The organism is Collinsella sp. AM34-10 (assembly GCF_003469185.1).
In the GTDB taxonomy this organism is placed as follows: domain Bacteria; phylum Actinomycetota; class Coriobacteriia; order Coriobacteriales; family Coriobacteriaceae; genus Collinsella.
Window position 1 is genome coordinate 82,838 of sequence record NZ_QSIL01000001.1, and the last position, 13,704, is coordinate 96,541.

The 13,704-nt window shown below is 57.3% G+C and carries 10 protein-coding genes; 7 read left to right on the forward strand and 3 right to left on the reverse strand.

Annotated elements, in window-relative coordinates; genetic code table 11:
- The first annotated feature begins 271 nt into the window (after positions 1–271).
- Positions 272–601, forward strand: coding sequence for a DUF4143 domain-containing protein (locus tag DW823_RS00375; RefSeq protein ID WP_118079400.1), 330 nt, complete (start codon positions 272–274; stop codon positions 599–601).
- 139 nt (positions 602–740) lie between these two features.
- On the opposite strand, the gene DW823_RS09985 is transcribed toward DW823_RS00375, so the two are convergent.
- Complete coding sequence (locus DW823_RS09985) at positions 741–866, reverse strand: hypothetical protein (RefSeq protein ID WP_255415127.1); 126 nt, start codon at positions 864–866, stop codon at positions 741–743.
- 258 nt (positions 867–1,124) lie between these two features.
- Here DW823_RS09985 and DW823_RS00380 point away from each other — a divergent pair, with 258 nt between their 5' ends.
- The 4 genes from DW823_RS00380 (at position 1,125) to DW823_RS00395 (ending at position 8,815) form a co-directional block, all read left to right on the forward strand.
- On the forward strand, positions 1,125–1,859 hold the full coding sequence (locus DW823_RS00380; protein ID WP_118079402.1) for a 3'-5' exonuclease: 735 nt from the start codon (positions 1,125–1,127) through the stop codon (positions 1,857–1,859).
- 250 nt (positions 1,860–2,109) lie between these two features.
- Complete coding sequence (locus DW823_RS00385; RefSeq protein WP_118079404.1) at positions 2,110–4,596, forward strand: hypothetical protein; 2,487 nt, start codon at positions 2,110–2,112, stop codon at positions 4,594–4,596.
- Between the two features lie 484 nt (positions 4,597–5,080).
- Positions 5,081–7,204: a DUF262 domain-containing protein gene (locus DW823_RS00390; RefSeq protein ID WP_118079406.1), complete on the forward strand. Its 2,124-nt coding sequence runs from the start codon at positions 5,081–5,083 to the stop codon at positions 7,202–7,204.
- 288 nt (positions 7,205–7,492) lie between these two features.
- Positions 7,493–8,815: an ATP-binding protein gene (locus DW823_RS00395; RefSeq protein WP_118079408.1), complete on the forward strand. Its 1,323-nt coding sequence runs from the start codon at positions 7,493–7,495 to the stop codon at positions 8,813–8,815.
- 37 nt (positions 8,816–8,852) lie between these two features.
- On the opposite strand, the gene DW823_RS00400 is transcribed toward DW823_RS00395, so the two are convergent.
- Together DW823_RS00400 and DW823_RS00405 are read right to left on the reverse strand one after the other, a co-directional pair.
- The gene (locus tag DW823_RS00400) at positions 8,853–9,884 is read right to left on the reverse strand and encodes a hypothetical protein (RefSeq protein ID WP_118079410.1); all 1,032 of its coding nucleotides are present in this window, start codon (positions 9,882–9,884) and stop codon (positions 8,853–8,855) included.
- Between the two features lie 123 nt (positions 9,885–10,007).
- Positions 10,008–10,661, reverse strand: coding sequence for a transcriptional regulator (locus tag DW823_RS00405; protein WP_089573552.1), 654 nt, complete (start codon positions 10,659–10,661; stop codon positions 10,008–10,010).
- A gap of 277 nt (positions 10,662–10,938) precedes the next feature.
- Here DW823_RS00405 and dpaL point away from each other — a divergent pair, with 277 nt between their 5' ends.
- Together dpaL and DW823_RS00415 are read left to right on the forward strand one after the other, a co-directional pair.
- A complete protein-coding gene (gene dpaL / locus DW823_RS00410; protein ID WP_117583046.1) occupies positions 10,939–12,153 on the forward strand; it encodes a diaminopropionate ammonia-lyase in 1,215 nt (404 codons plus the stop codon).
- A gap of 74 nt (positions 12,154–12,227) precedes the next feature.
- Positions 12,228–13,613 (forward strand): YgeY family selenium metabolism-linked hydrolase, encoded by a 1,386-nt coding sequence (locus tag DW823_RS00415; RefSeq protein WP_055252228.1) that lies wholly within the window; start codon positions 12,228–12,230, stop codon positions 13,611–13,613.
- Positions 13,614–13,704 lie beyond the last annotated feature (91 nt).

Below are 13,704 nucleotides of genomic sequence, written 5' to 3' on the forward strand. Positions count from 1 at the left end.
ACGCGTTTTCCGGTAGAGGCCTGGGTGGAAAGCAGGTCCCAGAATCCGGTTAACTCGGTGGTCAGGTGGTTGAGCGAGCGTCGCGCCAATGATGCCAAGCGTAAAACCTACAATGAAAATGGCGTAAAAACTACATTGAGAACGGCGTAAAAACTGCATTGAGAATGGCGTAGTTTCGCTGGATGACGTCGCATGCTAGCGCTGTAGGAGCGGTTGGCCTGCAAACCTTGGGCTTTCGGACGAGCATGCGCGAGAGACAGCAAGCCAGTACGTGCGCTCGAAAGCTCGCGTTTGCGTGTTCCTTTCCACCTACGGCGGCATCGACGACAGTGTCCATTATTTCCGCGACGAGAAGGGCCTTGAGGTCGATCTGATCGTCGAGCACGACGGGCGCTGGGGAGCCATCGAGGTCAAGCTGAGTGATGCGAAGGCAGACGACGGAGCGAGAAACCTCAAGGCGCTGGAGAAGAAAGTGCTCTCCAACCCTGCCGCACAGAATGCTGCGCCGGCGTTTTTGGCGGTCGTGGTTGGAAAGGGGAACATCGCCTACACACGCGACGACGGCGTGGCAGTGATCCCCATGGCGGCACTTGGGGCGTAGTGGTTTTGCGGGCGCGCCAGGCCTCCATTACCGAAAATCCATTTGTTAAACCCGGCGCTCGTGGGTAAAATAAGGTCGACGGCAGCCCAAGTTGTGGTTAGCTGGGCAGCGCCGTTACTTAGTTCAAGGGGTCAATGCCTTAACGGCGTCGACCCCTCTTTTTACGTTTCGAACACTGCTTGAGTGCCTCGGTAAGCCCGATAAGCGCCGTGAGGAGCGAGATCAAAGCGGTCAGGAGCTTCACGAAATCAATCAGATCGGTCATGGGCATCACCTCCCATCAGATGGAGGGCGCTGCCCGGCACATGGAACTGCCGTCAACAACAGCTATTCTATCAAAGTGCAGTCATAAACACGAATATATGTTCGATAATAATAGCAACGCGATTCCCTCAAAGAGCAGCCTTTCGTAAGGGCGTCAGAAGGCCACGCTGGGCGCTTTCATGTCCGCGCGACCGCCTATTCTTACGGCAATGTAGCCGCCTGTGTAACAAGCGGCAGTTGACGGAGAAAGGCCCTAACCGTGTCAGCTGAAAAGACGCCGTGCATCTCGGCTATCGATACGACGAACTTTGCGCGCCAGATCGTGCTGGACTTTGAGTTTGCGCCGGTGCCAAAGCAGCGCCAGCGTCGTGGACTGCGCAATGAGATTATCGAGGTCGGCGCCGTCAAGCTCGATTATCACGGCAACGTTATGGGCGAGTTCTCGCAGTTTGTGCAGACGGAATTTACCGAAGGCGTTGCGTTTTCCGTCCGGGAGCTTACGGGGATATCGGCCGTGGACACCGCGATGGCCGATCCGCTCTACGTGGTGATCAAAAGGCTCAACGATTGGATTGGTCGCTACTCCGCCCAGGTGGTCTGCTGGAGCGGGGCGGACCGTCGACAGCTTTTGACCGAGTGTCAGGCAAAGCACATCGACCTTTCCGCATTTCCTACGGACTGGGCCGACCTGCAGGCGTTTTACACCTCGATTATGGACGTGGGCAGCCACGGGCGCGTCTCGTTGGGCGACGCGGCAACGTGGTTTGGCATCGAGTTTGACGAGTCGACGGGCCACGCCCACAGCGCCCTTGCCGATGCGCGTGTAACCGCCAAGTTGCTCAAGCAGATGATGGAGGGGGACTATCACGTGAGCCCGCATGCCCAGGAGATCCGCCAGCGGTGGGGGAAGGGCGAGCGAGTTCAGACGCGCCTTTCCAGCAAGTGCCCCGAGCTGGGCGACCTGCTGCTGAAGCTGAAGACGGAGGGGAGATAGGAGGCTCATTTGGCGACAAGCGGACGGAATGGTTGCGCGAAGGATTCTAGGATCAGCAGCAGAAGACTGCGTTTGGGATCCTACTCAAGGACGCGCTGACACTCGCTGGGACCAAGCAGGTCAAGAGCGTGGACATCGAGATGGCTTCCATTATCGAAGAGCGGCTTGCTAACATGATTCGCTGGACGGATAGGCAGAGACCCGTGACGCTGCGTGCGTCATCGTGCACAATGAGGTGTATAGGCTGCCAGTGGCGAACTATCCCGACGAGGTTCTGAGCAACTGCATCACCGAGATTTTCGAATACTTCTACGAAGAGGGATTTGGCGGCGTAGAGCAATCTGATTTTACGCGTTTGCAGGAGGAAGCCGGTATGGCAGACGAACTTGTTTTTAGTGCTGGCGAGATAGTTTACGCCATGCCTCAACTGCCCAAAGTTACATCTGTGCCGCTGAACGGTAGCGCCGTGCTGGTTGGTTTTAAGGACGCTCCCGATGGGGAGGAGGTCCTCTTTGATTTTGACCCTCGGGCTGAAAAGGCTACGAAGCTCGACTATGAACTTGCAGCCGTTAGCGGGCTCCTCACGGGCGCGTTGAATATCCTTTGGCAGAAAGACTTCAACCTAGAGGGTGCCAAAGAGTGGGGCGACGAGAAGGTTGGCAAATTCGTTCTTACAATTGCCAAGTCTGCGGGTATGACAAAGGCGGATGCAACTCTAGAAGACGCTATTCGCTTTCTAGAGAAAGAGTTTCCTCTTGCCACGGACAAGCTGACTGCCGAGTTTGGCGGCGGGCTCCAACATCATCTGCGGGATTTCTCGCACCACCCGAGCTTGGTTGGCCTTGCGTGTTCGATCCTCTCGCAATTCACGTGCAAAGGCTATGGTACCAATACGGCCGGCCGGTTTGTCGCCTTTGACCTGCCTGCCGCCGCCTTCGATCCAGACTGCCCTCTTGTAGGCAGGAACGTTCCAGAGAAGATCGCGTTTGGCACTCTGTTCTGGGCGATGCATCTCGTGAGCGACATGGCGGGGTCTAGTTCAAACCCCGGTAAGGGGACGGGCATTCCCGGCGTCGTGCTGTCCCTGCTAAAGGAGCTCTCCTCCCTGCCTGTTTTTCAAGACATGCAGATTGCCTATAAGGGCGAGGATATTCGCATTCAGCAATGGATCTCAAAGCTGTTTAACGGAACGGCGTTCAAAACCGAGGACGGCAAGCCCATTCGCTTCGACCTTCGGACGGAAGTCGGCCTGCTCGATCAAGCTTTAAGCCAGGTGCCAGCAGTCGTGGCCAACGAGGTTATCGTTCGTTGTCTCTACATGCTTTCAAGGCTCAAGGCCGAGCTAGAACGTTGCGAAGTGAGCAAGGTTTCCGGCTTGCACAAGCTCAAGGCTTCGCATTTCATGCCCTATAACAGCAGGGTTCTCACTCGCATGGTCACGGTTTCGAGCACTTCGTTCGTTTTGGCGAATCTAGCGACGGCGGCGGTCAGGGCGGGTATCGAATGCGAGGGGAACAAGGTCGTGTTCGCCCAGAAGCTCTTCTTGCGAATAAACTACGTTGGAGTTGGACGCCTTGCGTTTGCCCTCCATGCCGACTGGGGCTATATGGCGGAGGAAATGTCCGAGGCTTGGACTGAGCGCGCCAGGCGCCGCCAGGATATCTTCGATGGATTTCACTTTTATAGCCTAGATAGAGAAACGACGAGGATTGCCTTCTCGCTGAAGCTTGCCGCCATCAACTACGACTGCGGGAACGAGAAGAACGAAGTGCGCAAAGGGCAAAAGAGGAGCTGGGCCCGCGCGTGGCAGGATTCGGTCGCGGATGGCCTAGGCATTGATGCGGACGGCTACTTTTTGAGCGAGGAAGATGCGTACGGAGCCCTTGAGACGGTTTCGCGGCGGCGAGGCGGTAAAGTGCGTGCCTTGCTTGTTGCACAGGAGTTGGTTGAGTTTCGCCCCTATTCCCAGATGGGAGATGAAGAGAAAAAGGAATACAAAGGTTTGAAGGAGAGTGGATCTTGGGTTAAACACGAATTTCCCAGGAGACAAGACGCGGTTGATTTGGACGCCATACGTTCTCTCGAGAAACGTTGCGGGACACGCTTCCGCGAGCTTTCAGGTACATTGCCAAAGTTCTTGGTGGGCGGCGTCATTGTCGTGGCGGCGGCCGTAGGCGCAGGAGGGGCGGCCGCGGTACTCGCTCCGGATATTGCTGTCGGTATCTTCGGAGGCTCATTTGCCGGCCTTCACGGGGCTGCGCTTGTCAATGCGAGCCTTGCTGCAGCTGGCGGTGGGGCCTTGGCCGCCGGCGGCATGGGCATGGCCGGTGGCACTGCTTTGATTACGGGCGGCGGCGCCGCGCTTGGTCTATTGGGTTCTGGCGGCGTTGCCTTGGCGGCATCGATGGGGGAGAACTACGCGCAATTCGTGCTCGTCGAATGTTCGAGGCTCCTTGCTTTTCTTGATGTGGCAACTGACCGCTGTCCGCATGAAGGGGCCATTTTGGTGCGGAAGGCGGCCGAGGCCGTGCAGCGTAGCATCGCTGGTGTTGAAGAGGATGTCGAGAAGGAGAACGGAAAGGGGGACCGCAGGGATAGCAGGTTGCTTAAGCAGTTGAAGAGGGGTCTTGGGTATTTGACTTCAACCCTTAAGCAGATCGAGAAGATGCAGAGGCGCCTTGGCACCGCCGGTGAGGGCGAGCCGCTCAACAGCTTGCCGGCATCGGGTGATGAATAGGTACACTGCATATTGATGCCCCGGGAATGGCCTCTGATACAAGTCGCCGGGGCTCATTTTGTTTTTAACGCAAGATTTATGCCGGTGAGCTTGTGTTCGATGCCACTTGTCGAGGCTGAGTGCAGGTCGGCGACTTGCTCGATGTTTGATTTGCCCTTCGATCAGTTCTTGTCGAGCTCCTTTGGGCGGGAGAGGCAGCGATCTAGATATCCGCTCTTGGCATATGAGACAAGAAGCCCGTAAGACTGTGGCAATGTCAAAAGGCATACACAAGTGTCAGTCTTTTGACATCGTATGATTTTGGGGAATGGCGTGCAGCGATCGCGCGCCACCATGACGGCGTAAGTGTTTGCTTTCGTTGTAGAATCTAACGATATGAGCATCCCGGTTGCTTCAGTGCTTCGATGCTCTCGTCTTTAGCGCCCTCCGCACAGTGGAGGACTGACTGCAAACGGCGTAAACAAGAAAAGGGGAGCAAGCGCAAATGAAAGCAACCGAGGCAAATCTACTCGACCTTATGGGCGTGGCGAAGATGCAGTTCGTCATTCCCGTGTACCAGCGAGTTTACTCGTGGAGTGTAAAAGAGTGCGAGGTGCTTTGGGATGACGTCATGCGAGCGGGTCGTGATGGCGTATCGCACTTCGTGGGGTCGATGCTTTATATCCCCGAGTCCGAGAGCTCTGCCACGAGCATTTCGCGCGTGCTTCTGATTGACGGGCAGCAGCGCATGACGACGTTTTCGTTGATGATTGCTGCCTTGGCTGACTATCTGGAGGGTAATCCCGACAAGGCCGGCTTCCTTGGCGATCTCAAGATCTCAGCGCTGCGAAAGAACTATCTCTTTAACGATGATGACTACAACGGTCTGGCGCGCTACAAGCTGGTACTCTCGCAGGACGATAAAGAGACGCTGTTCTCCATCGTGTCTAGGTCTCCCATACCAGATGAAAAATCTGATCGCATTGTCGAGAACCATTCGTTCTTCCGTGAAAAGATGCGCGGTAAATCATTCGATCCTGCAAGGCTTTGGGCGGGGCTAAACCGCGTGCAGGTCATCGACACAAAGCTCACCGCTGGCGTCGATAATGCCCAGCTCATATTTGAGTCTATGAACTCCAAGGGTAAGCCCCTCATGCCCATCGATCTCATACGCAACTATGTTCTCATGTCGCTTCCTAACGACGAGCAGACCAAGCTCTACGAGGGCTACTGGCATCCCATTGAGCGTTTGTTTGGAAAAGGGGGCGAGGGCGAGTTTAACGCCTTCATTTGGTACTGGCTATGGCTCAAGGTTCCCAATAGGCAGCCAAAGGAGAATGAGGCTTATTACGAGTTTAAACGCTACTTCACCGATGACTACGATGGAAACACCGAGGACCTGCTCAAAGAGTTGCGCGAGTATGCGCAAAGGTATGCCAGTCTGTTCCTCGGCAAAGAAAAGGATGCTGACCTACGTCGGGTGTTCAGCAGGATCGCAAGCCTTGATGTGAGGCAGATTAGGCCCCTTTTGATGCTGCTTTACTCGGTTTACGAGGGAAATAAGCTAGACCGCAACGCGTTTCTACGTATCTGCGAGACTATCGAGTCGTTTCTGTTCAGACGGGCGGTTTGCGGCAGGCTTACCACGGGCCTAAATAATTTCTTTGCCGGTATGTATCGCAACCTTGAGCAACAGGACGATATAGAGGAGTACGTTACGGCGATGCTCCTTATCCATAGCAGTGGTATGACCGCGTACTTCCCGACAGACGAGCATTTTGTCGAGGAGTTTAAGACGCGTGACTGCTACAACCGCTTCTCCAAAAAGCGCTATTACCTGGAACGCATGGAGAACTGGCACCACCCGAAGGAGTCCATCTCGGCTGACGATTACCAGATCGAGCATGTCATGCCCCAGACGATTGATGATGAGCACGGCTGGAAGGAATCGCTTGGCGAGAACTGGGAAGACATCCACGACAGGCTGTGCAACAACTTGGGAAATCTAACGCTGACGGGCTACAACCAGGAGTACTCAAACCGGTCGTTCTCGGACAAGCTCAATCTTCCGAACGTGGGACTTAAATGCAGTCCACTCTACCTAAACAAGTCGATCGCCTCGCATGAAAAATGGGGCGAGGAGGAGATTAGGCAGCGCGCGGACGATCTGGCGAAAGAGGCGTGTGAGATATGGAAATATCCCGACCTTCCGGCAGACGTTGTCGACAAGTACCGTCCTTCTCGCGGGGAGTCTGACGAGGCGCCTATCTGGACCTTGCAAGAGAACCATCCAACCTTTGCCGAGGGCGGGCTTAATCAAAAATTGTTCGAGGAGATATGCGAGTCTATCCTCAACGCCAATCCTTTGTGGGAGTCCTATATAGCCAAGTACTATGTAGGCTTCAGGTCGGGCAAGCGAAAACTGCATGCCGTGCTAGAAGGCAGGACCAGCAACGCTGGTTGGATTGCCGTCGGTCTGGCAAAGAGTGTGGACGAGCTGATTGACCCGGAGGCCATGTGCCAGGACAAGCGCACACAGGGTGGATTTGGTCCGGGCCTACCAACCTATGTTGCCCTTCGGAATGCCGTTGACATTCCCGCGGTACTCGATCTTATAAAGCAGTGCTAGGTTGAAGGCCGGGAATTGGCCCCCCGGCCTTCATTGCCTCAGATTTGTTGGTGGCTCTTCACCGTAAAGCGCATCTGGTGGGAGAGGCTGCTCTTGGTCGGTTGGTGTCGGAATCGCGGGCAATTATTCGGCCTAAATCCGGAAAAGTGCAATATTGGCTGGTATAAAAGTACGGAAAAGTGTCGAAATACACACTTTAAAGCCTCGAAAAAGTGTCGAAATGAGCACCTAACAATCACGGAAAAGTGTATCCTAATGCTAAAACAGCACGTAATAAGGGGCACGCTTATGCTGCAGAGAAAAGCGAAAGCACAGTTTGAATCTTGGCTTGCCTTGTCGCCCAACAAGGCTCTTTTGGTCAAGGGCGCCCGACAGGTAGGAAAGTCATATTTGGTCAACGTCTTTGCAAACGAATCGTTCGAAAATGTCGTGACGTTCGACCTTATCGCCGACGCGTCCGTGCGCGATTCGTTTTTGGCGGCAAAAAGCGCAGACGAACTGCTTATGCGCATGTCTATCGCTGCGACGCAGCCGATGGTTGCGAACAAGACCGTCGTGGTTATCGACGAGGTGCAGCGATGCCCCAACGTGGTGACGTTTATCAAATACCTGGTCCAACGCGGCGACTTTCGATACATCCTTACCGGATCGCTCCTTGGCGTTGAGCTCGAGGGCATCGATTCCCTGCCGGTGGGGTATGTCGAGCAGGTCCAGATGTACCCGCTCGACTTTGAGGAGTTTTGCTGGGCAAGCGGCGTTGCTGTCGGAGCGTTTGACATGCTCAGGGGTTGTCTAAAGGACGAAAAGGAGCTCCCCGATTATCTGTATGACCGCTTGCTCGATCTGTTCCATCAGTATGTGGTGGTGGGAGGCATGCCCGACGCGGTCAATTCCTTCTTGGCGACGCGCAATGTCGACGAGGTTCGAAACATCCACCGCGATCTTCACGCCCTGTATCGCGATGACATCGCAAAGTACGCTCCGCCCGAGCTACGCTTGGTTATTCGCGATATCTATGATTTGATTCCCAGCGAGGCCGGCTCCAAAAACAAGCGATTCAAACTGTCATCGATTACCGGTGTCAAACGTTTTTCGCAGGTGACAGATCATTTTCTCTGGTTATCGGAGGCGGGTGCCGCGCTTCCCGTGTATAACGTAACGGCGCCCGTGGCACCCCTTTTATTGGGGGAGCAACGAAATCTGTTCAAGCTGTTTTACTTGGACACCGGAATGCTCATGTCGTCGTATTCCAAAAGGGTCGCCCAAGGCGTTTTTGATGGGGAGGCGGAAGACCCCTTTGGCATGAACATGGGGGCGGCGTTTGAGGGCTTCGTTGCCCAAGAGCTCAAAGCTCATGGATTTAGATTGCGCTACTTTACGTCCAAAAAGGTCGGTGAGCTCGATTTTGTGGAAGAGACGTTCGATGGGGAAGTGTTTGCCATCGAGGTCAAATCGGGCAAGAGCTTTAAGTCCCACGCGGCGCTCGATAACGCACTGGCAACGAAGGGCTACGGAATCGATCGCGCCTTGGTACTTGCGGAATGTAATCTTCACCGCGATGGCGACGTGCTGTATCTGCCCATCTTTATGGCAGGGCTTTTGGAGCCGTAACGTGCCGCCGGCTCTACCGGCCCTCCCTTAACCCCCGCTACTCGTCTCCGTCATTGGGGTCGCCCTTGAGGGTGTTGATGTCCAGGTGCTGGTTGTCGTCCTCTTTTTGCTGCGTTGCCGATTCGGACGCGGTGGGGCCGCGGAATAGCTGGAATCCCTCAAATGCGATCACGCCGAGTAGGGCCACGATAATCGCGATAAAGACGATCTTTGCCGCTTGGGGAAACTCGGAGAAGTGCGGCGGCTCTTCCTCGGTGTAGTAGTCGGCAAAGCGCTCGTCGTCGGTGCCGCGGGTATACGACGATGCCGATGCGGCCTTTACACCGGCCTTGTTGTGCTCGGGAGCGGACGCGTCGGCAAACGGGCTGTTATCGTATGCGCTCGATGCGGAGCCGTAGCCCTCGGTCTCAATGCGGGAGGCGCGGGGCGCGGCGTCAAAGCGGTCATCGTGCGCTGTTGTTTCGTTGTAATCGGAGTCGCGCTCCTCGGCAGCTGCAAACAGCGGATTGACCGGAATATCGAGCGCCGGCATGCCGGCCGAGGTTTCGTCCAAGTCGGCCGCTGCCCAGGAATCGAAGGCAAACTGGCGGTTGGCGAGGTCGTCCAGATCCATAACGGGCGGCTCGAGTTCGGGTTCGGGCTGGGGTTCGGGAGCCGCGTATATCGGCTGCTGCGGGGTGGCATACGCGGGCGTGCTGCTGGGCGCATGGCGCTGCGTCGCCGCGGCAAGAAACGCCGCCGTCTCGGACGGATTGCTAGTGGGGCGGGACGCAGGGGCGGTCTGGCGCGGTACCTGCATGATGGGGCGGGTGGCAAAGTCATCTGCGGGCACGGATGCCGGCGCGGGCGTCGTGGCCGGGGCGGGAGCGGCGGCCGACGTGGGCTTTGGGCCTGCCGAGCGAACCCCGCCGCCCATGAATTCATCGGCGGTCCAAGGGCGGTCGCTCATTACGTCGTCGAGGCTCAACGCAAACAGATCGTCTTCACCCTCGTCAAACGCGCGTTTCGCATGCCTGGCGGCAGAAGCGAAGCCTCCGCGGCCGTTGCGTGATGCGTTGCTCGACCCCATCTTGTTCCATCCTTTCGAACTATCTATCTCATCGATTATATGGAACTTCCCAAGCGGCTCGGTCTTGGATTCGTGCTTTCCAGAACTCGCGCCCAAAAGGGGAGGGGCAATCCGGGCGAGTGCCTACTTGTCGCCGGCCGCCGCCTTGGCCTCATTGAGGTAGCTATAGAAGCTGTATTTGGAGATGCCAAAGAACTCGCAGGCGCGCTCGCTCGACTTGGAAATGAGGAAGGCACCGCGACGGTCGAGGTAGCCAATGGCACGAATGCGCTCGTCTTTGGTCATGAGTGCCGCGGGCTTGCCCACAAACTGCTCGCACTCGTGCAGCAGGTCCTCGAGCAGGTCGCCGATGTTCTTGGTAATGGGCTCGGGCTCGGTATAGCCCGTGCCGCCGGTGCCGGTAAAAGCGTCGAGTGAACGCTCAAAAGCCTTCATAAGCGTAATGTCAAAGTTGATGCCCAAAATGCCGACGGGCTTGCCCTCGTCGTTGCGGATAAAGATCGTCGAGGACTTGAGCAGCTTGCCATCGGTGGTTTTGGTGAGGTATGGCTCGCGGTCGTGTACGTCGGTGGCGCCCTCGTGCATGGACTCAAACACGATATGGCTGGGGCCGTCACCCAGTTTGCGCCCGCTGACGTGGCCGTTTTCGATCACTACGATGGAGTGGTCCACGTCCTCGGTCTCCAGATCGTGGACGACGACTTCGCAGTTGGGGCCAAATTGGAGCGCCAGACCGTGTGCGAGGCGCTTGTAAAACTCAATCTGTGCGGGGGTCATGGGTACCTTCCTAAAAATTAGTTTGGGCTCACTTTGCCATAAACCACACTTGACCGCAAACAAATCCATCAACAAGGCAATTCATGACCGTTCGGCGGCGAAAAGGTACCGATTGCGGCAACAAACAATTCGTTAGGTTTATCAATCAAAAAGTGTGATAGAACAGTGCTAACAAACTTTTTGTTTGGCATCCACATAAAAGTTCAGCCGTGTGAATGGGATCGGGCTGAAACGCGTATGCGGGGGCCGGCAAGAGAGGACTTAAGGAGTTCACCGTATGGCCGATAAGATCCAGTGGGCGGGCAACACGATGCCCAAGAGCGATGACAAGCACTTGGGAATCATGAGCCTCGACCACGTGAAGAAGGCCCGCGCCTTCCACCAGTCGTTCCCTCAATATACCGTCACTCCGCTTGCCCGCCTGGATGGTCAGGCTGCGCGCCTGGGCCTGTCCAACCTGTGCGTTAAGGACGAGAGCTATCGTTTTGGCCTCAACGCCTTTAAGGTTCTGGGCGGCTCGTTTGCCATGGCCAACTACATTGCCGACGAGACCGGCAAGGACGTTGCCGACTGCACCTTCGATTACCTGACCTCCGATCAGCTGGCCGAGGACTTTGGCCAGGCCACCTTCTTTACCGCCACTGACGGCAACCATGGCCGCGGCGTGGCATGGGCTGCCAACAAGCTGGGCCAGAAGGCTGTCGTGCACATGCCCAAGGGTTCCACCAAGCCCCGCTTCGATAACATCGCCGCCGAGGGCGCCACGGTGACCATCGAAGAGGTCAACTACGACGAGTGCGTGCGCATGGCCGCCGCCGAGGCCGATGCCTGCGAGCGCGGCGTCATCGTTCAGGACACCGCCTGGGAGGGCTACGAGAAGATCCCGTCCTGGATCATGGAGGGTTACGGCACCATGGCCTCCGAGGCTGCCGAGCAGCTGCGTGAGATGGCCATCAACCGCCCGACGCACGTGTTTGTCCAGGCTGGCGTGGGTTCGCTCGCTGGCGCCGTGGTGGGCTACTTCACCAACCTGTATCCCGATAACCCGCCCACCTTCGTCGTGGTTGAGTGCGCGCCTGCCGCCTGCCTGTACAAGGGCGCTGCCGCCGGCGACGGCGACCCGCGCATCGTGGACGGCGACATGCCCTCCATCATGGCCGGCCTGTGCTGCGGCGAACCCAACATCCTGGGCTGGGATATCCTGCGCAACCACACCACCGCCTTCGTGTCCTGCCCCGACTGGGTCACCGCTCGCGGCATGCGCACCCTGGGCGCTCCCGAGAAGGGCGACCCGCGCGTCATCTCCGGCGAGTCCGGCGCTGTGACCACCGGCCTGGTCGAGACTCTCATGCTCGATCCCGAGTACGCCGAGCTCAAGGAACTCATCGGCCTGGACAAGACGAGCTCTGTGCTCTGCTTCTCCACCGAGGGCGATACGGATCCCGACCAGTATCGCCGCATTGTTTGGGAAGGCGAATATCCCACTTGCTAATCGTTGGGGCGGAGTAAATAGGTATCGCTCCGCCACCTCACAGGTAGATTCCTTCGTTTGAAAGGTTATGAACAATGGCTAAAGAACTCGATTTCGACGCTATCAAGGCTGCTGCTGAGTCTCATCGTGCTGATATGACTCGCTTCCTGCGCGCTATGATCTCCCATCCCTCTGAGTCCTGCGAGGAGGGTGAGGTTGTTGCCTGCATCAAGGCCGAGATGGAGAGCCTTGGCTATGACGAGGTCAAGGTCGACGGCCTGGGCAACGTCATGGGCTTTATGGGCGAGGGCGACAAGATCATCGCCATCGACTCCCACATCGACACCGTCGGCATCGGCAACATCGAGAACTGGGACGCCGATCCCTATGAGGGCTACGAGACCGACGAGATCATCTACGGCCGCGGCGGCTCTGACCAGGAGGGCGGCATGGCTTCCGCTACCTACGCTGCCAAGATGATGAAGGACATGGGCCTCATCCCCGAGGGTTACAAGATCATGGTCGTCGGCACCGTCCAGGAAGAGGACTGCGACGGCATGTGCTGGCAGTACATCTACAACAAGGACGGCATTAAGCCCGAGTTCGTCATTTCCACCGAGCCCACCGACGGCGGCATCTATCGCGGTCACCGCGGCCGCATGGAGATCCGCGTTGACGTTCACGGTACCTCCTGCCACGGCTCCGCTCCCGACCGCGGCGACAACGCCATCTACAAGATGGCCGACATCATCGCCGACGTCCGCGCCCTCAACAACAACGGCTGCGACGAGTCGACCGACATCAAGGGCCTCGTCAAGATGCTCGACCCCAAGTACAACCCGGAGCACTTCGAGGACGCCCGCTTCTTGGGCCGCGGCACCTGCACCGTCAGCCAGATCTTCTACACCAGCCCCAGCCGCTGCGCCGTCGCTGACTCCTGCGCCATCTCCATCGACCGTCGCATGACCGCCGGTGAGACCTGGGAGTCCTGCCTGGACGAGATCCGTAACCTGCCGGCCGCCAAGAAGTACGGCGACGACGTGAAGGTCTCCATGTACATGTACGACCGTCCGTCCTGGACCGGCGAGGTCTACGAGACCGAGGCTTACTTCCCCACGTGGATCAACAAGGAGACCGCTCCGCACGTCAAGGCCCTCGTCGACGCCCACAAGGCCATGTTCGGTGACGAGCGCATCGGCTGCGAGCCCAGCATGGACAAGCGCACCGGTCGTCCGCTGTGCGACAAGTGGACCTTCTCCACGAACTGCGTTTCCATCCAGGGCCGCTACGGCATCCCCTGCGTCGGCTTTGGCCCGGGTGCCGAGTCTCAGGCTCACGCTCCCAACGAGGTCACCTACAAGGACGACCTGGTCACCGCTGCCGCCATGTACGTGGCTGCCCTGAACCTCTACGATCCGAGCCAGGCCGATGGCGACGCCACCGTGTTCCGCGCCGGTCTGACCAACAACAAGATCGATTAGTCCCATTCCTCGATTTTGTTGAGCCGGGGGCCGCTCGTGTCCCCGGCACCCCCTGTTGACTTGGGGCCCGCGGTCGTTATCTCCCATGCTT